The following is a 20,986-nucleotide window of genomic DNA, read 5'->3' on the forward strand; positions in this document are numbered from 1 at the left end:
CGTGACCGGCGGCGCCTGGTCCGTGCTCGCGGTGCCGTTCCTGGCGGCCGCGGCGCTGCTCGTGCTCGCCGGCGCCCCCAAGGTGGTGCGCCCGGGCGACCTCGTCCGGGCGCTGCGCTCGACCGGCCTGCCCGCCCCGGCGGTCGGCGTGCGCGTGTTCGCCGCGGTCGAGGTGCTCGCAGGGGTGGCCGCGGTCGTGGTGCCGTCGCGAGTGACCGGCGCCGCCGTGGCGGTGCTCTACGCGGGCTTCACCGCGTTCGTCGCCCGGGCGCTGCTCCGCGGCGGCGTGCTCTCCAGCTGTGGCTGCTTCGGGAAGGCGGACACCCCGCCGACGTGGACCCACGCCGCGCTCACCGGGGCCGCCGCCCTCGTGGGTGCCGGTGTCGCCGTCGCGGCCCCGGCGGACCCGTGGCAGGGTGTCGGCACGGGGACCGCCGCAGGGGGCCTGGCCCTCGTCGCGCTCGTCGGGTTCCTCGCCTGGCAGGTCATGGCCGTCCTGCCGTCGGTCGACCGGCGCGCGGTCCGCAGCGCCAGCACGAGGAGGGTCTGAGCATGGTCTGGGTCGTCGTCGCCGAGGGGGTGGCCATCGCGCTGCTCGGGGTCCTCGTCCTCGGGCTCCTGCGCAGCCACGCCCTCATCCTCAAGGCCCTCCACGAGCTCGGGGCCGGGCTGGACCTCGAGGACGAGGCGGGCGGGGGAGCGGGCCACGGCGGTCCGCCCGGCGCGGTGCCCGTGCAGATCGAGCCGGGCGTCGTCCCGGCCACCCGGGCCTCCTCGAGCACCTCCTTCGCCGTCGTCGGCGTCGACCTCGAGGGCGGGCACGCGGCGGTCGAGGTCGACGGCCCCCGGCCGGTCCTCCTCGCGTTCCTCTCCTCCGGGTGCAGCGTCTGCCTCACGTTCTGGGAGGAGCTCGACGCCACGACCCGGGCACCCGCCGACGCGCGGGTGGTCGTCGTCGTCAAGGACGCCCCCGACGAGTCGCCGACCGTCCTGGCCCGGCTGGCCCGCCCCGGCGTGAGCGTCGTGGCCTCGAGCGCCGCGTGGGCCGACTACGACATCCCCGGCTCGCCGTACTTCGTCCTCGTCGAGCAGGGCGTCGTCACGGGGGAGGGCTCGGCCACCTCCTGGGCGGCGGTCAGCGACCTGCTCGCCCAGGCGGTCGACGAGAGCGCCCACGCCCGGGCCGCCGCCGGCCGGTCGGGGCCGGGGATCCTCGACCGCGGCGACCGCGACGACCTGGGCCGGATCGATGCCGAGCTGCTCGCGGCGGGCATCACGCCGGGCCACCCGAGCCTGCACACGCCGCCGGACCCCGACGTGCCGGACGGTCCGCGCGGGTGAGCGTGCTCGGTGTCGTCCTCGCGGCCGGTCTGCCGATGGCCGTGCTGGCCGCGCTGCGCGCCACCTGGAGCCCTTGAGGCGAGTCGATGCTCGCGAGCATCAGCCCGTTCGGTGAGCGGGCCCGCGCCTCCCGCTGGTGGCTGACCACCACGGCCTACGTCCTCTCCTCCGCGCTCGGCGGCACCCTCGTCGGGCTGCTCTCCGCCCTGCTCGGCGCGGCCGTGCCCGAGCGGTGGCGCTGGTCGCCCGCGGGGGTCGGCCTCGCGGCGGCCCTGCTCGTCCTCGGCCTGCTGCTCGACGCCCGGGTCGGGGGGAGCCGCCTCCCGTCCTGGCGTCGCCAGGTCGACGAGGCGTGGATCGGCCGGTACCGCGGCTGGGTCGTCGGGGCGGGGTTCGGGGCGCAGCTCGGGGTCGGGGTGGTCACGATCGTCACGAGCTCGACGACCTACGCCGTGCTCGTCCTCGCCGCGCTCGGCGGCACCCCGTGGGTCGGGGCGCTCCTCGGCCTCGTCTTCGGGCTGGTCCGGGCGCTCCCGCTCGTCGGCATGGTCGGGGTGCACGACCGCGAGGCGCTCTGGGCCGTCCTGCGCCGCGTGGAGCTCGGCGCGCCGGCGGCCGAGGTCGTCGCTAGGGTGGGGCTCCTGGCTGGGGCCTCGGCCCTCGCGTGGACGGCGTTGGGCGGAGTGGCATGAGACGCAGCGGGTACGGCCTCTCGGTGGAGGTCCCCACGGGCTGGTCCGCGGCGATCGGCCGGCGGCCCGGCGACGACGACGCCGTCCTCTCGGCACGCGGCATCGCCCCGCCGGCCGCGTCCGCGGGACGGGACGCCGCCCCGGTCGAGCGCACCCTCCCCGTCGCCCACCTCTGCTCGCGCGCCATCCCGTCCGGCACCGGTGACTTCGGCGCCGGCCTCGTCGAGCTGCTCACCGGGGAGGACGTGTTCATCGCCCTCGTCGAGTACGGGTCGGACCTCGCCGGCACCGGGCTCTTCGAGCGCTCGGGCTGGCCGCGCCTGGCCCCCTCGCAGTTCTCCCCGAACCGGATGTTCCGCCAGCTCCCCGGCCGCAGCGCCAGCCAGCACTTCTTCAGCGTCGCCGACCGCGCCTTCTGCCTCTACACGGTCATCGGCGAGCACAGCCGGCGGATGGCCAGCGTGCCGCGGGCCGCGGGGGTGGTCCGCACCCTGGGCGCCGAGTCGGCGGCCTCGATGCGCCGGCGGGGGGTGGTCGTGTGACCACCGCACCGGCCGGGTCCCGGGCGACCCTCGACGAGGTGATCGGGCGGCCGCGCGGTGTCGTCGGGCTGATCGACCGGCTGGCCCGCGGCCGTGGCGTCGGCCGGCGGGGCGTGCTCGTCGGGGCGGCCGTGGCCGGGTCCGCCCTGGTCACGGACCCCAAGGCCTACGCCCTGCGGCCGCAGACGGCCTACGCCACCATCTGCGGTCCGGCCAACACCGCCTCGTCCGGCTGGTCGATCTTCTGCGCCACGGTGAACAAGGGGCTCAACGCCTGCCCGCCCGGCAGCTTCACCGCCGGGTGGTGGAAGGCGGCCGACTCCTCCTGGTGCGGCGGCGGCTACCGCTACATCGTCGACTGCAACGCCACCTGCAAGTCCTGCACCAGCGGGTGCTCCGACCACCTCTGCGACAGCAGGTGCTGGAGCTGCTCGTGCTCCACCGGCTCGACCGCCACCTGCGACCAGCGACGCAACTGCTGCAACGCCTTCCGCTACGGCCAGTGCAACACCCAGATCGCGTGCAGCGGCGGCGTGCACTGCCGGGTCGTGTCGTGCGTGCCCCCGTACCGGTGGGCGAGCTGCTCGACCACCTCGTTCCGCAGCGACTCCACCGCCGAGCACAGCTCGGCCTACCTGCCCGCCTGGGGCCCGCTCGAGAAGCTGTACGCCTCGATGGGGGCCCAGGGGTCCTTCCTCGGCGCGTCGCTGGGGCCCATCCGTCCCGCGGCCGACGGGGTCGGTCGCTACATCGCCTTCAAGGGCGGGCGCATCTGGTACACGAAGGCCAGCGGCGCGGTCGCGATGTCGACCTTCGCCGACGCCGCCTACGCCAAGGCCGGAGGTCCGGCCGCGCTCGGCTACCCGAAGGGGGCGCGGATCAACGGGCTGCCCGGGACCGGTTGGCTGCACGTCACCCAGAAGGGCGGACTCGTCTACACGCCGGGCACCGGCGCGTGGGCCGTCACGGGCGCGCGCTGGACCCTCTGGGTCGCGACCAAGCGCGAGAAGGGCGTGCTGGGCTACCCCACGGCCGCGGTCGAGGTGCGCGCCGACCGGTCGTGGATCCAGCTCTTCCAGAAGGGCTGCATCACGAACAGCACGGCCACCCCGCCGGCCGTCGTCTACGGTCCGCGCTGGACGACCTGGACCGCGCTGAACCGCGGCACCGGTGTCCTCGGCTACCCCGTGGCCGACGTGCAGCCGCTCTACACCGGGGCCTGGATCCAGCGCTTCCAGCGCGGCTGCATCACGGACGGGCCGCGCACCACGCCGACGACCGTCCTCGGGGCGATGTGGGTGGCGTGGCAGCAGGTGGGGCGCGAGGGCGGCGTCCTCGCCTTCCCGTCGGCCCCGGTCGCGGACGTCCCCGGCGGGACGAGCCAGACCTTCGAGCGGGGCGGCATCTGGGCCCGCACCGGCGGGGCCGGGTACGCCGTCCACGGGGCCGTGCTCGACCAGTGGTCCGCTGCGGGCGGCGCCGGCGGGCGCTACGGCTTCCCGCTCGCCCACGTCGTCGCGAACGCCGACGGGACCTCCACCGGGGTGTTCGAGGGCGGCACGATCACCGCCTGACCCGATCCCGCGAATCGGCCACCCGGGGGGTGAGGCCCTAGTATCGGTCGCGTCGTTTCGCAAGGAAAGGAAGTGTCGGTGAGGGTCACCGTCGTCGGGCTGGGCAAGATCGGCCTCCCGCTCGCAGTCCAGTTCGCCCGTTCGGGTCACGAGGTCCGTGGGGCCGACGTCAACGAGGGGACCGTCGCCACCGTCAACGCGGGGACCGAGCCGTTCCCCGGTGAGGCGCACCTCGACGAGTACCTCGCCGAGGTCGTCGGGTCGGGGGCGCTCACGGCGACCACCGACACCGCGGCGGCCGTGGCCGAGAGCGACGTCGTGGTCGTCGTGGTCCCGCTCTTCGTCGACGACGAGGCGCGCCCCGACTTCGGCTGGATGGACTCCGCCACCGACGACATCGCCCGGGGCCTGAAGCCCGGCACGCTCGTCGTCTACGAGACCACGCTGCCCGTCGGCACCACGCGGACGCGCTGGAAGCCGCGGCTCGAGGAGGGGTCGGGCCTGACCGAGGGCACCGACTTCCACCTCGTCTTCTCGCCCGAGCGCGTCCTCACCGGTCGCGTGTTCGCCGACCTGCGCAAGTACCCCAAGCTCGTCGGCGGCCTGTCCGCCGAGGGCGCGGCCCGCGCCACCGACTTCTACGAGCAGGCCCTCCAGTTCGACGAGCGCCCCGACCTCGAGCGCGGCAACGGCGTCTGGGACCTCGGCTCGGCCGAGGCCGCCGAGATGGCCAAGCTCGCCGAGACCACCTACCGCGACGTCAACATCGGTCTCGCGAACCAGTTCGGCGCGTTCGCCGCCTCGCACGGCATCGACGTCCACCAGGTCATCGAGGCGAGCAACAGCCAGCCCTACAGCCACATCCACCGCCCCGGCATCGCCGTCGGTGGGCACTGCATCCCGGTCTACCCGCGCCTCTACCTCTGGAACGACCCCGACGCCACCGTCGTGCGGGCCGCCCGCGAGGCCAACGCGTCGATGCCCGCCTACACCGTGGGCCTGGCCATCGGTGCGGCCGGTGGCGACATCACCGGCCGGCGCGTGGTCGTGCTCGGCGCCGCGTACCGCGGTGGGGTCAAGGAGACCGCCTTCTCGGGGATCTTCGCCACCGTCGCCGCCCTGCGCGACGCCGGGGCCGAGGTGCTCGTCCACGACCCGATGTACTCCGCCGACGAGATCACCGCGTTCGGCTGGGAGCCGTACGCCCTCGGCGAGCCCGCCGACCTCGTCGTCCTCCAGGCCGACCACGCCGAGTACCGCGACCTCGGCGCCGAGGACCTCCCCGGTGCCACCGTCGTCGTCGACGGCCGCAGGGTCCTGGACCGCGACCGCTTCCCCGAGGCGCGCTTCCTCGTCGTCGGCCAGGCCGAGGTCGCCTGATGGCGGTGCGTGTCGTCGACTCCGCCGACGTCGCCGAGTCCGCGAGCATCGGTGACGGCAGCTCGGTCTGGCACCTGGCCCAGGTCCGCGAGGACGCCGTCCTGGGTGCGAACTGCATCGTCGGCCGGGGCGCCTACGTGGGCACGGGCGTGCGGATGGGCGACAACTGCAAGCTCCAGAACTACGCCCTCGTCTACGAGCCGGCCGTCCTCGAGGACGGCGTGTTCGTCGGGCCCGCCGTCGTCTTCACCAACGACCACTACCCGCGCTCGGTGGCCCCCGACGGCACCCTCAAGCGCGGTGACGACTGGGAGGCCGTGGGCGTCACCTGCCGCGAGGGCTCCTCGATCGGGGCCCGGGCCGTGTGCATCGCCCCGGTGACCGTCGGCCGCTGGGCCATGGTCGCGGCCGGCTCGGTCGTCACCAAGGACGTCCCCGACTTCGCGCTCGTCGCCGGTGTCCCGGCGCGGCGCATCCGCTGGGTCGGGCGGGCCGGTGTCCCGCTCGAGCCCGGACCCACGGACGGCAGCTGGGTGTGCCCCAGCACCGGCCGGACCTACACCGAGACCGCAGAGACCCTCACGGAGGACCCGCAGTGAACGACTTCATCCCGCCCGCCAAGCCGCTCATCGGCGACGAGGAGCGGGCGGCGGTCGACCGCGTGCTCCGCAGCGGCATGCTCGCGCAGGGCCCCGAGGTCGCGGCGTTCGAGCAGGAGTTCTCCGAGCACTTCGGGCTCGGCCGCGCCTGCGTCGCCGTCAACAGCGGCACCTCCGGCCAGCACCTCGGCCTGCTCTCCAGCGGCGTGAAGGCCGGCGACGAGGTCATCGTCCCGTCCTTCACCTTCGCCGCCACCGCCAACTCGGTCGCCCTCACCGGCGCCACCCCCGTGTTCGCGGACATCGACGCCGACGACTTCTGCCTGTCGGCGGCCGCGGTCGAGGCCGCCGTCACCGAGCGGACCGTGGGCATCATGCCGGTCCACCTCTACGGCCACCCGGCCAAGATGGACGCCCTCGGCGCGGTCGCCGAGAAGCACGGCCTCAAGATCTTCGAGGACGCCGCGCAGGCCCACGGCGCCTCGCTCAACGGCACCCCGGTCGGGGCCTTCGGCACCTTCGCGATGTTCTCGCTGTACCCGACGAAGAACATGACCTCGGGTGAGGGCGGCATGGTCTCGGTCGAGAGCGCCGAGGTCGAGCGCCTCGTGCGGCTCTACCGCAACCAGGGGATGGAGAAGCAGTACCACAACGAGGTCGTCGGCCTGAACAACCGCATGACCGACATCCACGCCGCCATCGGCCGCGTCCAGCTGACCAAGGTCGGCGCCTGGACCGCCCAGCGCCAGGCGAACGCGGCCTTCTACGACGCGAACCTCGAGGGCGTCACCGTGCCCCCGGTGGCCGACGGTGCCGTGCACGTCTACCACCAGTACACGATCCGCGTGCCCGAGGGCCGCGACGCCTTCTCGGCGGCGCTCAAGGAGCAGTTCAACATCGGCTCGGGGATGTTCTACCCCGTCCCGAACCACCGCCTCGCCCCCTTCCAGGTGGACGTCGACCTGCCCGAGACCGAGCGGGCCGCCGCCGAGTGCCTCTCGCTGCCCGTGCACCCCTCGCTCTCGCAGGGGGACCTCGAGCGCGTCGTCGAGGCCGTCAACACCCTCGCGAAGGCAGGTGCCTGAGCATGGCGAACCTGCGTGCCGGCCTGATCGGCCTCGGGATGATGGGGCGCCACCACGCCCGCGTCCTGGCCAGCCTCCCCGGTGTCGACCTCGTCGCCGTCGCCGACCCGGGCGGTGACGTCCACGGCGTCTCCGGCGGGCGCCCGGTCGAGGCCGACATCGAGGCGCTCATCGGCCACGGCCTCGACTACTGCATGGTCGCGGTGCCCACCGTCTACCACGAGGCGATCGGGCTGGCGCTGGCCGAGGCCGGCGTCCACGCGATGATCGAGAAGCCGCTCGCCCAGGACACCGCGTCCTCCACGCGCGTCGCCGAGGCCTTCGAGGCCCAGGGCCTCGTCGGTGCCGTCGGGCACATCGAGCGCTACAACCCGGCCCTCCAGCAGGCCCGCTCCCGCATCGAGGCCGGCGAGCTCGGCGAGGTGTACCAGGTCATCACCCGCCGGCAGGGCCCGTTCCCGGCGCGCATCGCCGACGTGGGCGTCGTCAAGGACCTCGGCACCCACGACATCGACCTCACCGCCTGGGTCACCCAGCAGGAGTTCGTCTCGGTCGCCGCGCGCACCACGCACCGCTCGGGCCGCGAGCACGAGGACATGGTCTCGGTCGTGGGCCAGCTCTCGCTCGGCACCATCACCAACCACCTCGTCAACTGGCTGACCCCGTTCAAGGAGCGGCTCACGGTCATCACCGGCGAGAAGGGCTCGTTCGTCGCCGACACCCTGACGGCCGACCTCACCTTCCACGCGAACGGCAAGACCGAGCAGGCCTGGGACGCGATCTCGAAGTTCCGCGGGGTCTCCGAGGGCGACGTCGTCCGCTTCGCCATCGCCAAGCCCGAGCCGCTGCGCACCGAGCACGAGCAGTTCCGCGACGCCGTGCTGGGCCAGGACGCCGACATCGTGACGATGGCCCAGGGCCTGCGCACGGTCCGGGTCGCCGAGGCCTGCCTCGAGTCGGCCGCGACGGGTACCACCGTCGCCCTCGACGTGTCGTGATCCTCGGAGGCGCCCCCCGGGCGTCGTCGAGCGCTGCGGAGGAGGACCGGCCGTGGACGAGGTGAGCACCGGCGCGGCCGGCGTCCGCACGGCCCCGGCCGAGCCCGGCACGACGGCCCCGGCGGTCGACCGGTCGAGGTTCCGGCCGGACATCGAGGGGCTGCGGGCCATCGCCGTCGTCAGCGTGATGCTGTGGCACGCCGGCCTGCCGTTCCTGCCCGGTGGCTTCGTCGGCGTCGACGTCTTCTTCGTCATCTCCGGGTACCTGATGACCGGGCTGCTCGCCCGCGAGCTGCAGCAGCGCCGGCGCATCTCGTTCCTCGGGTTCTACGCCCGCCGGGCCAAGCGGCTGCTGCCCGCGGCCTCGGTCACCCTCGTCGTGGTGGCGCTCGCCACCCTCGTCCTGCTGCCGCGGATCCGGGCGGCCGAGGTCGGGCGGGACATCGTCGCCAGCGCGCTCTACGTCATCAACTGGCGGTTGGCCGAGGGGTCGGTCGACTACCTCGCCGCCGACAACGCGCCCAGCCCGGTGCTGCACTTCTGGTCGCTGGCGGTCGAGGAGCAGTTCTACATCCTCTGGCCGCTGGTCCTCGCCCTCATCGGGCTGCTCGCACGCCGGCGGGCCTCCACGACGGGGCCGGTCGCGTGGGGGCTGGCCCTCATCGCCGTGCCGTCCTTCCTCTGGTCGGTGCACTACACCTCCGCCGAGCCCGAGAAGGCCTACTTCGTCACCACGACCCGTCTCTGGGAGCTGGCGGTGGGTGGTCTCGTCGCGGTCCTCGGCCCGGCGCTGGCGCGGCTCATCGCGCCCCGGGTCGCCGCCGCCGTCGGCTGGGCCGGGCTGGCCGTCGTCGCCGCGACCATGGTCCTGCTCCAGGAGACCTACCCCTTCCCCGGATGGGTCGCCGCCCTCCCCGTGCTCGGTACGGCCGCGGTCATCGCCGTCGGGCCGGTCGCGGGTCCCCGTGGGCCGGTCGCCGTGCTGCGGCCGCGCCCGATGCAGCAGATCGGGAAGCTGTCGTACTCGCTCTACCTCTGGCACTGGCCCGTCCTCGTTGTCGCGACGGCGCTGCTGCTCGACCGACCGGGCCACCTCGACCCCACCGTCGGCGTCGCCGTCGTCGCGCTGTCGGTCATCCCCGCCTGGCTGTCGTTCCGCTTCGTCGAGGAGCCGGTGCGCCAGCGCCGCTCCAGCACCGGCGACCTGCGCCGCTGGTCGCTGTCGATGGGGGCGGCCTGCACCGCGCTGTCCCTCACGGCCGGGCTGGCGCTCGTCGGCGTGGCCGCGCTCTGGGAGCGCGATGCCGCGCGGCCCCCGGCGAACGCCACCGGGGCGGCCGTCCTCGGCACGGGTGACCCGCGCGGGTCCGCGGCCGGGCGCGCCGTCGACGACCCGGGCCGCTTCACGCCGCCGGCGGCCACGGTGCGCGACGACATCCCCAGCAGCTACCCCGACGGGTGCCACGTGCAGGACAACCCGTCGCCGAAGGCCGTGGGGTGCACCTACGGGGACCCGAAGGGTGACTACACGGTCGCCCTCCTCGGTGACTCGCACGCCGCCCAGTGGGTGCCGACCTTCCGGGCCCTCGCCGACCAGCGCGGCTGGCGCCTGCTCGTCTACACCAAGTCGAGCTGCCCGCTCGTCGACGCGAGCATCGCCTACGGCAAGGACGACCGCCCGTACGCCGGGTGTGCCGGCTGGAACGCCGACGTGCAGCGGATCATGGCGCGCGAGCGGCCCGACCTCGTCCTCACCTCCTCGACGTCGTACCTCGTCAACGAGGGTGGCGGGGTCCTCGACCAGGCTGCCTCCGACGCGGCCGTCGAGAAGGGGTTCCGTGAGTCCTGGGCCCGCCTCGTCGCGCTGGGGGCGAGCGTCGTCCCCATCGCCGACACCCCGCGGCCCGGCTTCGACATGGGTGAGTGCGTCTCGGCGAACGAGGGGTCGCTGACCACCTGCGCGACCGAGCGGTCCACGGCCCTCTCGCTGGCGGCCCCCACGGTCACGGCCGCCGCGAAGGGCCAGCAGGGGGTCCACCTGCTCGACCTCAACGACTTCGTCTGCCCCGACACCCGCTGCGCCCCCGTCATCGGCCACGTCCTCGTCTTCCGCGACGAGAGCCACCTCACCGCGACCTACGCGCGCTCCCTCGCGGCCGCCGCGCTCGCCCGGCTCCAGGAGGTCGTCGATGTCCCCTGACCCGGAGGGCCCCGCCCCGGTCGGTAGGGTCGCGGGCGTGCCCGCCCCCGTCGTCCGCCTCGTCACCCGGCTCTTCGCACCCGAGGTCGGTGCGGCCGCGTTCCGCCAGCGCGTCCTCGCCGACTCGTTCTCCGAGCTCGGCTGCTCCGTCGAGGTCGTGACGACCCGCCCGCCCGCCGAGGTCCTCCAGACCGCGGGCGGAACCCACGACGGGGCCCTGAGGGTCTCGCGCTGGCCGGTGCTCCGCGACGAGAACGGCAACGTGCGCGGGTACGTCCACTACCTCAGCTTCGACGCGCCGGCGCTGGTGCGCCTCCTCGCCCGGCGCCCCCCGGCGTTCTACGTCGCCGAACCGCCGCCCACCACCGGGCTCGTCGTGCGGCTGGTCGCCGCCCTCCACCGGCGGCCCTACGTCTACTACGCCGCCGACGTCTGGTCCGACGGCGCCGCGAGCGCGGGGGCACCCGGCGTCGTCGTCTCCCTGCTGCGCCGCCTCGAGGCCGCCGTCCTGCGGCGCGCCGTGCTCGTCCTCTCCGTCTCGGAGGGGGTGTCCGAGCGCCTCGAGCTGCTCGGCGTGCCCGCCGAGCGCATCCTCCTCGTGGGCAACGGGGTCGACACCTCGGTCTTCACCCCCGACGGTCCCGACGCCGGCGAGGCCGGGCCCTACTTCGCCTACGCCGGAACGATGTCCGAGTGGCAGGGCGCCGACGTCTTCGTCGAGGCCCTCGCCCTCGTGCGCCGCGAGCACCCCGACGCGCGGATCGTCTTCATGGGGCAGGGCAGCGAGCAGGCCGCACTCCGGGCCCTGGCCGAGCGCACGGTGCCGGGCGCCGTCGAGCTGCGGGGGGTGGTCCCGCCCGCGGTCGTCGCCTCGACGATGCGCGGCGCCGCGGCCGGCCTGGTCTCCATCCGCCCCGGCCTCGGCTACGACTTCGCCAAGCCCACGAAGATCTACGCCGCCACCGGCAGCGGAACGCCGGTGGTCTTCGCCGGCGAGGGCGCGGGGCGCGAGCTCGTGACGAGCCAGCGCCTGGGGTGGGCTCCGGGTTACGAGGTCGAGGCCGTCGCGGCCGCGATGTCCGCGGCCGTCCGCGAGCAGCGCACGCCCGAGCGCACCACGCGGCTCGCCGACTGGACCGAGGCCAACGCCTCGCTCGGCGCGGCGGCGAGGTCGGCGGCCTCCGCCACCCTCGACGCGGTGCACCGCACCCGCTGACCCGGCGGGCCGCGGGTCTCAGGCCACGTCGTCGCCGGGGCGCCGCCGGAACCGGGCGAGCGGACCCAGCGGCACGAGGGCGAGGTCGCGGCGGCAGAGGACCCACCACACCGCGACGAAGAGCAGCGCGGTCAACGGCTCGGCCCACACCGGCAGGCCGAGCGCACGCTGGCCGACGACGGCCCCCACGACGAGCAGCACGGCGAGCGGCAGGCGCAGGACGACCCAGCCCCAGCGGTGCCGCCCGACCCTCCACTCGGCGAGGAGCGGCACGGCGCCGCTGACGACGGAGCCGGCGAGGAAGCCGACTGCGACGTCGACGGCGCTCGAGGGGCCGAGGAGCCACCAGACGAGGGCGCCGGTGCACAGGCCCGCGAAGCTCGCACCGGTCGTCACCCGCATGAGGCGGCGCGAGCGGGTGACGAGGGCGTTGACGCTCGGGACGGCCACGGTCGTCATCGTGATGGCGACGAGGAGGGCAGGCAGCACGGGGCTCTCGGGGTCGAACTTCGGACCCCAGACGAAGGCCATGATGAGCTGCGAGCAGATGGCCAGGCTGCCCAGGATGCTCACCATGACGACCTGGAGGACGCGTGCGGCCCGGTCGGTCTGGTCGAGGAAGGTCGCCGTGTCGCCGCGGGCCCACGACTCGGCGAGGGAGGGGAACAGGGCCAGGCTCAACGAGACGGCCAGCAGCGAGGCGGGTGTGGCGGTGGCCATCGAGGCCGCGAACTGTCCGGCGTCCTCGGGTCCGGTGCCCTTGGCGACGATCATCGCGACCTGGAGGAACCCGGCGCTCGCGACCGTCCCGGTGATCCCGAGCAGGACGAACTCGTCGAGCTCGCGGCGCAGGGGGCGGGCGAGCGGGGTGCGCTCGGCCCGGGCGACCCGTGGCCAGCTGGCGAGGACGTAGGCCGTGTACGACAGGACGAGCGGGGCGAGGAGCGCGGGGCCGCGCAGGCCGAGGAGCAGCGCGACGACGAGGACGACGACGCCCCCGATCCCGCTGAGGAGGTCCCAGGCGGTGGCCCGCCGCACCTGGCCCGTGCCGAAGAGGACGCCGCGCGTGAAGCTGTAGCCCGACCACGCCGCGGTGAAGAGGCCCACCCAGAGGCCGTCGACCCACCGGCCCCCGTCGTAGACGACCCAGAAGGCGACGCCGACCCCACCGAGGAGGAGCGAGAGGACGGCCGCGCGCTGCCTCAGGTGCACCGCGACGGCGTGCAGCTCGTCGCGGTCGCCGGTCGCCCGGGCCCGCGCGAGGTACTTCGAGGCCGCGCTGCCCACCGAGGTGGGGCCGAGCAGGGCGAGGAGGCTCGCCGTGGACATCGCCGACTGGAGGGCGCCGAGCACCGCGCGGCCGGCCAGACGGCCCACGAGCCAGCTCGTGACGAAGCGGAGCCCGCCCTGGGCGAGCAGGCCGACCATGCTCAGGGCGCTGTCCTTGGCGAGCGAGCGCGGTGGCGCCTCGCGGTCGAGGCGCAGGGGGCGCAGGAGGTCGCGCCACCCGCCTCCCGGACCTGCGGTCGCCACGGGTGGGGTCAGCTCCCGAGGAGGCGTCGCACGAGCGCGTGCGACGTGGCGACGTCGGTCTCGTCGCTCAGCGTGCGCGCGTGGTCGTGGGCCGCCTGCTTCGCCGTGGCCACGCGCTCGGGGGTCAGCTCGCGCAGGGCCGCGACGAACGACTCCTTCGAGTAGTCGGTCGAGACGACGCCGAGGTCGTTGGCCGTGACGAACCGGGCCATCTCGGGGGAGGGGCTCACGGCGAACGCGAGCCGCGCCTGGAGGAAGTCGAACAGCTTGTTGGGCAGGCAGTTCGCCATGTTGAAGTTGTCGGGCGGCAGCGAGAACACCCCGACGTCGTACGCGTTGAGCGCGCTCGGCAGCTCGGAGGGCGCGACGGGCGGGTGGATCGTGAGGCGCTCGCTCGTCGCGGCCAGCTCCTCGAGCTCGCGGAGGTAGGCGCCGCCGTCGCCGGCCGGGACGAGGTAGAGGTCGAGCGAGGTGTGCTCGAGCTCGAGGCTGGCCTCCATGAGCATGCGCAGGTTGCGGTTGGGCTCGGCTCCACCGCTGTGCGCCAACCGGATCCGGCCGCCGTCGAGCATCGGCGAGGGCTCGAGGTCCTCCCAGGGGCGTGCGTTGCGGACGAGCCCGGCGGTCGTGCCGTAGACCTTGTCGTACTCGGCGACGAGGCTCTCGGCCACCGTCGTCACGGCCGCGCAGCGCGGGAGGTAGGTGCGGCACATGTGGTCCATCAACGGCGCCACCATGTGCCGCCACACGAAGTACTGGTCGCGCTGGCCGGGGGCCCACTCGTGCATGTCACCCCACACGGGGGCGTCGCCCGAGACGGCGAAGGCCAGCGCGAGGGCGCGGGCGTCGTTGGCGACGACGAGGTCGAAGCGGCGCCCGTCGAGGGCCGCGAGGGCGTACCGCACCGCGGGGGCGTCGAGCTCGGCACTGCGCAACCGGCGCAGCGCGAGCTTGAGGGCACCGACCGGCGTCTGCGGCAGCGTCTTCAGCTGCTCGGGAACCGACACGTGGTCGGTGGCTCCGTCCGGGAGCGGCCCGTAGCCGACGGTGGTCACGTCGCCGTGCTCGCGCAGGACGCGCAGCTGGCGCAGGACCCGGGCGTCGCGTGCGATCGGGGACAGCGAGATGCACAGGATCCGGGGGCGTGGCACGGCGGCGATCCTACGCGAGCGCGCGGCCGCGACCGGCCGCCTCGAGGGCCGTGGCGACCCGCTCGGCCGCGTGCCCGTCCCCGTACGGCGTGGCGTCCGTGGCCTGCGGGGCGGGGCGGGCCACGGCCTCCGCGAGACCGGACACCCCGCCGGCGAGGACGTTCCATCCGAGGTCGACCGTCTCGGTCCACTCGGTCTCGGTGCGGACCGTCGTGCACGGCACCCGCAGCAGGAACGCCTCCTTCTGCAGCCCCCCGGAGTCCGTGATGACCCCGGCGCTGTCCATGGCGGCCCGGATGAGCGCCGGGTAGGGGAGCGGGTCGGTGGCGACGACGGCGCCGCGCGAGAGGTCGAGCGACTGCTCGGCGGCACGGGCCCGCAGGCGGGGGTGGGCCAGGAGGACGACGGGGGCGTCGAGCCCGGCGAGCTCGTCGACGATGGCGCGGAGCCGCTGCGGGTCGTCGGTGTTCTCGGCGCGGTGGAGCGTGGCGACGTAGTAGCGCTGCGCCGGGTCGACCCCGCCGGGGAGCACGTTCTCGGTGCCGGCGACGGCGTCGCGGACCGTCAGGAGGACGTCGGTCATGACGTCACCCACGAGCACGCTGACGTCGGCGAGGCCCTCGGCGGCGAGGTGGCCCAGGGCGACCTCGGTGGGGGCCAGGCACAGGTCGGCGGCGTGGTCGGTGAGCACCCGGTTGTGCTCCTCGGGCATCCGCCGGTTGAACGACCGCAGGCCGGCCTCGAGGTGGGCCAGCGGCAGGTGCATCTTCACCGCGGACAGCGCACCGGCGATGGTCGAGTTGGTGTCGCCGTAGACGAGGACCCAGTCCGGGCGGTGCTCCTCGAGGACGCCGTCCATGGCGGCGAGCATCGCCCCGGTCTGGCGCCCGTGGGTGTCCGAGCCCACCGCGAGGTGGGTGTCCGGCGCGGGGATGCCCAGGTCCGTGAAGAACACGTCGGACATGGCCACGTCGTAGTGCTGCCCGGTGTGGACGATGACGTGCTCGTGGCCGGCCGCGCGCAGGGCGGTGGCGACGGGGGCGAGCTTGACGAACTGGGGACGTGCGCCGACGACGCTGAGCACCTTCACGGACACGGACTGTACCGAGGGCCCGGACCCGCGCCGAATCCACGACGGCGGCCCGCACGCCCGAGGCGGTGCGGGCCACCCGTCGCGACCACGGGACCGCCCGGCTCCGACTCAGCCGGTGATGGTGTAGGACGACCAGCCGGTTCCGACGAGGAAGACGTAGTTGCTGTTCATCACGCCGTCCCCGACGCTGTCGTAGTCGAGGAGCTGGCCGGTGCTCGTCTTGGTGAACAGGGCGTTGACGCCGCCCCAGACCTCCACGGCGGCGAAGCCGAACCGGGCGTCCCAGCCCCTGCCGAGCACGCTGCGCGTCCCGAACCCGCCGCTGCCGTTGCCCGGGTACAGGTAGAGCACACCGGAGCGGTCGCGGGCCAGGAGGTCGGTCCGGCCGTCGTAGTTCCAGTCGCCCGGGCCGATGATCGCGTTGAAGATGCTCCAGCCGCTGCCGATCTGCCGGCGCGGGAGGACACCTCCGGTGCCGCTGCCCGGGTAGAGCCAGAGGCGGCCGGCCGAGTCGCGCGCGATGAGGTCGGCGCGGCCGTCACCGTCGAAGTCGCCGGTGCCGAGCACCGCGTAGGACGACCACCCCGTGCCGATCTTGACCCTGCTGGCCATCGCGAACCCGCCCCGGCCCGGGTAGAACCACAGGTTCCCGCTGGAGTCGACGGCCACGAGGTCGCCGTGCCGGTCGCCGTTCAGGTCGCCGATGGTCACGACCTGGCGCATGACGTTCCAGCCGCTGCCGATCCGACCGCGCGGCTCGAAGTCCTGGTTCAGGTCCGCGGAGAGCGGATACGAGTAGAGGACACCGGTGCTGGACCGGGCGATGATGTCGTGGTTGGCCGAGCCGCCGAAGTCCGAGCTGCCGGCCGAGAACGGTGTGCGCAGGTCGAACCCCTGGAAGCCCGGGGAGCTGCCGTCGAAGGTGCCGCCGACCAAGGTCGCCTCACCGACGGCGTTCGGCGTGTTTGGGACCGCGAACACCGACCAGAGGAACCCGCCCGCGTTGTTCGGGTCCGGGTCGGGGTAGCGGATGAAGTGGTAGACCGTCCCGTCCGGCGTCATGACCGGCCACCGGACGTCGCTGCTCGGGTAGGTCTGGCGGGTGTCGATGGTGCCGTCGGGGGCGAGGACCTTGACCGTGGCCTCGGTCGAGGTGTTCGTCGCGAAGAGGATCGAGCCGTCCCGCAGGCCCGTGGGGTCGATACCGCCGCCCGTCCCGGCGAGCAGGGTGCGCGCCCCGGTGGAGGCGTCGACGCGCACGAGCCCGCCGCCGGGGGCGAGGTCGGCGGCGACGAGCGTGGTCGACGGCGTCGCGAGCAGGCTGTCGACCCAGTCCGGCGTGGAGAGGCCGGCCGAGGACGGCACGAGCCGTGGGGTGTGGGTGCCCCACACCGGGATGGTGTAGAGCCCCTTGGAGACCGAGGCGTCGGTGGGGTCGACGGCGCCGGCGACGATGCGCTGGCCGTCGGGGGAGAAGGCCGGCTCGTCGAGGGCCGTCCCGGCCGGGGAGGCCACCCGCCAGAGGACCGCCCCCGTGCGGGCCACCCGCACGGTCAGCTGCGTGCCCGCACCGGTGCCCTCGAGCCCGGCCACGAGGCGGCCGTCGGCCGAGAACGTCGGGCGCGCCATGGCGCCGTCCCAGGCCTTGAAGGCGAAGCCGAACTCGTCCTGCTCGTACACCGCACTGTTGCCGGCGAAGAAGAGGTCGGGGTAACCGGTCCCGTCCACGCTGCTCATCGACCACCACCCGCCGTCGGACGGCGTGCGGCAGGTGACCTTCGCGCTGCCGACGGTGGCGGTGACGAACCACGCGGCCGAGCCCATCGGGTTCTGACCCGTGTCGCGGAAGCTCGTGGTGCCTCCGGGGAGCGCCGAGCCGATGGTGCGGGCGCTGCCCCCGAAGCGCTGGCGGGAGACGCTGATGCTCGTGGCGTTGTCGACGGGGTTCCAGACCACGTACGTACGGTCGAGGGTCTGGGTGACACCGACCTTCATGGCGTCGCAGGTGGCGGCGACCGACGGTGTGCTCGGGGCCACGCCGGCGGCGCCGGGCGCCTCGAGGGTGCGGGAGGCCTTGCGGGCACCGGGGGCGGCCGACGCGTGCGCGGCACCGAGGACGCGCCCCCCGGTGGAGGCGTCGTCGGCCGCGAGGGCCCGGACGAGGTCGGCTCGGGGGTCGGCGGGGCGGGCGGCGCCGACGGCCGGCGTGGTGCTCACGGCGCCGGCGACGAGCGTGCCGGCGACGGCGGCGGCGAGCAGGACGCGGGCGCGGCCGCGTGCAGAGGTGGTGGTCATGGGACGTCCCCCGGGGGGTCAGGTGATGGCGGCTGCCGAGGGCAATGTAGGACGGCGGGGCCCGCCGCGACCACGGTTTGTGCGAAAACTCGCAGGAGGTGGGTCGTCGGCGCTTTCGTACCCGCGAGTAACGTGTCCCGCATGACTGGCAACCGCGACTTCGACACCTACCGGCTCTCCGAGGACCACGAGGCGATCCGCGAGGCGGTCCGTGCGGTGGCCGAGGACAAGATCGCGCCGTTCGCGGCGGCCGTCGACGAGGAGTCGCGCTACCCGCAGGAGGCCCACGACGCGCTCGTCGCCTCGGACTTCTTCGCGCCGCACGTCGCCGAGGAGTTCGGCGGGGTCGGCGCCGACGCGCTCGCGGTCTGCCTCGTCATCGAGGAGGTCGCCCGGGTCTGCGCCTCGTCCTCGCTCATCCCCGCCGTGAACAAGCTGGGCTCGATGCCGCTCGTCATCGCCGGGTCCGACGAGGTCAGGAAGCGCTACCTCACGCCGCTGGCTGCGGGGGAGTCGACGTTCTCCTACGGCCTCTCCGAGCGCGAGGCGGGGTCCGACACCGCCGCCATGAAGTGCAAGGCCGTGCGCGACGGCGACGACTGGGTGCTCTCGGGCCAGAAGTCCTGGATCACGAACGCCGGTGTGTCCGAGTACTACACGGTCCTGGCGGTCACCGACCCCGACGGTCCGCGCGGCAACAACATCACGGCCTTCGTGGTCGAGAAGTCCGACGAGGGGTTCTCCTTCGGTGAGAAGGAGCGCAAGCTCGGCATCAAGGGCTCGCCCACCCGTGAGCTGCACTTCGACCGCTGCCGCATCCCCGGCGACCGCGTCGTCGGCGAGGTCGGGGCCGGCCTCAAGATCGCGCTGGCGACCCTCGACCACACCCGCGTGACGATCGGCGCGCAGGCGGTCGGCATCGCGCAGGGTGCCCTCGACCAGGCGGTGGCCTACGTCAAGGAGCGCAAGCAGTTCGGCAAGAACATCGCCGAGTTCCAGGGCGTGCAGTTCATGCTCGCCGACATGGCGATGCAGCTCGAGGCCGCCCGCCAGCTGGTCTACGTCGCGGCCGCCAAGTCCGAGCGCGGCGACGCCGACCTCCCGTTCTTCGGCGCCGCCGCCAAGGCCTACGCGAGCGACGTCGCGATGCAGGTGACCACCGACGCCGTCCAGCTGCTCGGTGGCGCCGGGTACACGCGCGACTTCCCGCTCGAGCGGATGATGCGCGACGCCAAGATCACCCAGATCTACGAGGGCACCAACCAGGTCCAGCGGATCGTGATGGCGCGCCAGCTGCTCAAGGGCTGAGGCGGGGGTCGGGGCGCGGTGGCGTCGTCCGGCGCGGTGGGCGTGCGCCACGACGTGGCGGCGTACTTGGAGCGGGCGGTCACCCTGACGCGCCCCGGTGCCTTCCGAGGAGACCCGATGACCCGTCCCACCCTGCAGTCGCTGTGCCGAGCGCTCGCCGAGGCCGACCCCGAGGGCCTCGTCGCCCTCGGTGCGCCGGACGACGAGTACCTGCCCGAGGCGGAGGCCCTCTTGGGCCTGGAGCATCTCGACGCCGACGTCGTGCGCGGAGTGTTCCAGGGGTTCTTCGGACCGGTCGCGACCACGCACCCCGACCGGTTCTGGGAGCTGCTGGCGGCGCGGTGCGAGGCCTCGCAGATAGACTGACGCGCTGGTTCACGAGCTCCGGGGTCCGAGCCGAAATGTCTGTGGTGCAGCCAAATTCGTCTGTGTAAGCCCTTGTCGATCGTACGTCTGTTCGGTACGATGAGGCATGGACAGGGGGACGATCTCGAGCCGCATCGCGGCACTGCGCGATGAGTGCGCGCGGCTGGGTCGTGAGCTCGTGGAGTCCGGTCACGGGCTGTCGTCGGAGGACGCATTCGCGCTCGCCGGGGAGGCGCAGGGACTGGCCAACAGTGCTGATGCCCTGGTGGCGGTGTCGGCGGCGTGGGGTGCGCGGTTCGAGACGCGGCTGTCGGGGGATGGCCCGGCGGAGCGGGTGCACCCGGTGGGGTTCGTGGACGGCATGTCGGGGGTGATGTTCTGCCTGGAGGCCGGCCTGACCGAAGGCGTGGCGGGGCGGAAGGTCACGCTCGGGGCGGTGCTGGGGCAGCGCTTCCCCCGCACGCGCGCGCTGTTGGTCGAGGGCGCCGTGGGCACCATCACCGCGCAGAAGATCGTCGACGCCTGCGCCGGTCTGGACGTGGAGGCGTGCGGTCGGGTGGATGCCGAGCTCGCGCCCCGGTTGGCGGCGTTGGACCCGGCGCGGGTGATGTCCGAGGCGCGGCGGGTGGCCACGCGGGTGGCGGCGGACCAGGTCGCGGCGCACGTGGCGTTGACGAAGACGGGGCGGCGGGTGGAGGTGTGCCCCGGCGCGGACGGCCTGTCGGAGTGGTTCGCCTCGCTCCCGACCGCGACCTCGGCGGCGATGTGGTCGGCGGTCGAGCAGCTGGCCGGTGAGTACCGGCAGGTCGATGACTCGCTGTCGGTGCCGGAGTCCCGCGCCGACGCCCTGACCGACCTGGTGCTGCGGAGCGTGAGCGTCACCGCGCAGGTCACCCTCGGGGTTCCGGTCGTCACGAACGAGCCTGCACCGGAGCCGATGCGGGGTGAGCGGTTCCGGGTGGACTGGGACGACGACGACACCCTGATCGACCACACCACCGGGGTCGAGACCCGCTACGGCGACCTCGACCCCGCCACCCGCGAGGAGCTCTCGTGGGTGACGATGTCGCCCGAGTCGTTCTGCGACCGGGCCGACACCATGGCCGAGGTCTCACCGGGATTCGCGGTCTCCGGCACGCACCTCCCGAACCTCGGGTGGGTCGACCCGGCCACCCTCGCGAACCTGCTGAAGGTCCTCCCGATGGAGGTCGCGCGGGCCGTCCTGGAGGCCGAGACCGGCACCCTGGCCTCGCTGACCACCAGCGCGTACAGGCCGACCAAGGCGATCACGGACTTCGTGAAGACCCGCGACGGGACGTGCCGGATGTGGGGCTGCACCCGGCCCGCGGAACGCTGCGACCTGGACCATGTCACGGCCTGGCCCGACGGCACCACCACGCCCACCGGCCTCGAAGACCTCTGCCGGCGCCACCACCGGTTCAAGCAGCTCGGCCGCTGGCGACCCGTCATGTCACCCGACGGCACCATCACCTGGCACGGCCCGAACGGCCGGACCCGCACCACCGAACCCCAGCACCGCGTGTCGGGCCCCCGCGAACGCGTGTGAACCCGCCGGGGATCCCCGGCGGGTTCACACACGTTCGCTCGACCTG

Annotated in this window: 18 protein-coding genes; 14 read left to right on the forward strand and 4 right to left on the reverse strand. The window is 74.0% G+C overall.

Going from position 1 to position 20,986, the window contains the following annotated elements:
- The first annotated feature begins 1 nt into the window (after window position 1).
- From ACQZ2A_RS04630 to ACQZ2A_RS04680, 11 genes are all read left to right on the forward strand, one after another.
- On the forward strand, window positions 2–550 hold the full coding sequence (locus ACQZ2A_RS04630) for a MauE/DoxX family redox-associated membrane protein (RefSeq protein WP_430207692.1): 549 nt from the start codon (window positions 2–4) through the stop codon (window positions 548–550).
- A gap of 2 nt (window positions 551–552) precedes the next feature.
- Entirely contained in the window at window positions 553–1,341 is a 789-nt protein-coding gene (locus ACQZ2A_RS04635) for a TlpA family protein disulfide reductase (RefSeq protein WP_430207695.1), read from the forward strand.
- 86 nt (window positions 1,342–1,427) lie between these two features.
- Window positions 1,428–2,033 carry a hypothetical protein gene (locus tag ACQZ2A_RS04640; RefSeq protein ID WP_430207698.1) on the forward strand — a complete coding sequence of 202 codons (606 nt, stop codon included), beginning with the start codon at window positions 1,428–1,430 and terminating at the stop codon, window positions 2,031–2,033.
- Entirely contained in the window at window positions 2,030–2,575 is a 546-nt protein-coding gene (locus tag ACQZ2A_RS04645) for a hypothetical protein (protein WP_430207701.1), read from the forward strand. The genes ACQZ2A_RS04640 and ACQZ2A_RS04645 overlap by 4 nt, the downstream gene beginning before the upstream one ends.
- Window positions 2,572–4,149, forward strand: a complete 1,578-nt coding sequence (locus ACQZ2A_RS04650) for a hypothetical protein (protein ID WP_430207704.1) — start codon at window positions 2,572–2,574, stop codon at window positions 4,147–4,149. Before ACQZ2A_RS04645 ends, ACQZ2A_RS04650 begins: the two co-directional genes overlap by 4 nt.
- A gap of 78 nt (window positions 4,150–4,227) precedes the next feature.
- Window positions 4,228–5,529, forward strand: a complete 1,302-nt coding sequence (locus ACQZ2A_RS04655; protein ID WP_430207707.1) for a nucleotide sugar dehydrogenase — start codon at window positions 4,228–4,230, stop codon at window positions 5,527–5,529.
- Window positions 5,529–6,128: an acyltransferase gene (locus tag ACQZ2A_RS04660; protein ID WP_430207710.1), complete on the forward strand. Its 600-nt coding sequence runs from the start codon at window positions 5,529–5,531 to the stop codon at window positions 6,126–6,128. Before ACQZ2A_RS04655 ends, ACQZ2A_RS04660 begins: the two co-directional genes overlap by 1 nt.
- A complete protein-coding gene (locus tag ACQZ2A_RS04665) occupies window positions 6,125–7,213 on the forward strand; it encodes a DegT/DnrJ/EryC1/StrS family aminotransferase (protein ID WP_430207713.1) in 1,089 nt (362 codons plus the stop codon). The genes ACQZ2A_RS04660 and ACQZ2A_RS04665 overlap by 4 nt, the downstream gene beginning before the upstream one ends.
- A 2-nt stretch (window positions 7,214–7,215) precedes the next feature.
- On the forward strand, window positions 7,216–8,211 hold the full coding sequence (locus ACQZ2A_RS04670; RefSeq protein WP_430207716.1) for a Gfo/Idh/MocA family protein: 996 nt from the start codon (window positions 7,216–7,218) through the stop codon (window positions 8,209–8,211).
- A 52-nt stretch (window positions 8,212–8,263) separates the two neighbouring features.
- Window positions 8,264–10,411: an acyltransferase family protein gene (locus ACQZ2A_RS04675; protein WP_430207719.1), complete on the forward strand. Its 2,148-nt coding sequence runs from the start codon at window positions 8,264–8,266 to the stop codon at window positions 10,409–10,411.
- A gap of 37 nt (window positions 10,412–10,448) precedes the next feature.
- A complete protein-coding gene (locus ACQZ2A_RS04680; protein ID WP_430207722.1) occupies window positions 10,449–11,627 on the forward strand; it encodes a glycosyltransferase family 4 protein in 1,179 nt (392 codons plus the stop codon).
- 18 nt (window positions 11,628–11,645) lie between these two features.
- Here the strand turns inward: ACQZ2A_RS04680 and ACQZ2A_RS04685 are convergent, their stop codons facing one another.
- The 4 genes from ACQZ2A_RS04685 to ACQZ2A_RS04700 all read right to left on the reverse strand — a co-directional run bounded on the left by ACQZ2A_RS04685 (window position 11,646) and on the right by ACQZ2A_RS04700 (window position 17,699).
- Complete coding sequence (locus ACQZ2A_RS04685) at window positions 11,646–13,160, reverse strand: lipopolysaccharide biosynthesis protein (protein WP_430207725.1); 1,515 nt, start codon at window positions 13,158–13,160, stop codon at window positions 11,646–11,648.
- Window positions 13,161–13,168: 8 nt separating this feature from the next.
- A complete protein-coding gene (locus ACQZ2A_RS04690) occupies window positions 13,169–14,311 on the reverse strand; it encodes a glycosyltransferase (protein ID WP_430207728.1) in 1,143 nt (380 codons plus the stop codon).
- A gap of 10 nt (window positions 14,312–14,321) precedes the next feature.
- Complete coding sequence (gene wecB / locus ACQZ2A_RS04695; RefSeq protein ID WP_430207730.1) at window positions 14,322–15,401, reverse strand: non-hydrolyzing UDP-N-acetylglucosamine 2-epimerase; 1,080 nt, start codon at window positions 15,399–15,401, stop codon at window positions 14,322–14,324.
- Window positions 15,402–15,512: 111 nt separating this feature from the next.
- A complete protein-coding gene (locus tag ACQZ2A_RS04700) occupies window positions 15,513–17,699 on the reverse strand; it encodes an FG-GAP-like repeat-containing protein (RefSeq protein WP_430207732.1) in 2,187 nt (728 codons plus the stop codon).
- A 141-nt stretch (window positions 17,700–17,840) separates the two neighbouring features.
- On the opposite strand from ACQZ2A_RS04700, the gene ACQZ2A_RS04705 reads away from it, so the two are divergent.
- The 3 genes from ACQZ2A_RS04705 (at window position 17,841) to ACQZ2A_RS04715 (ending at window position 20,940) form a co-directional block, all read left to right on the forward strand.
- Entirely contained in the window at window positions 17,841–19,007 is a 1,167-nt protein-coding gene (locus ACQZ2A_RS04705) for an acyl-CoA dehydrogenase family protein (RefSeq protein ID WP_430207735.1), read from the forward strand.
- Window positions 19,008–19,124: 117 nt separating this feature from the next.
- Entirely contained in the window at window positions 19,125–19,373 is a 249-nt protein-coding gene (locus ACQZ2A_RS04710) for a hypothetical protein (protein WP_430207738.1), read from the forward strand.
- Between the two features lie 106 nt (window positions 19,374–19,479).
- Window positions 19,480–20,940 carry a DUF222 domain-containing protein gene (locus tag ACQZ2A_RS04715; protein WP_430207741.1) on the forward strand — a complete coding sequence of 487 codons (1,461 nt, stop codon included), beginning with the start codon at window positions 19,480–19,482 and terminating at the stop codon, window positions 20,938–20,940.
- Window positions 20,941–20,986: the final 46 nt, after the last annotated feature.

The organism is Phycicoccus avicenniae (assembly GCF_050496545.1).
Lineage (GTDB): Bacteria > Actinomycetota > Actinomycetes > Actinomycetales > Dermatophilaceae > Phycicoccus > Phycicoccus avicenniae_A.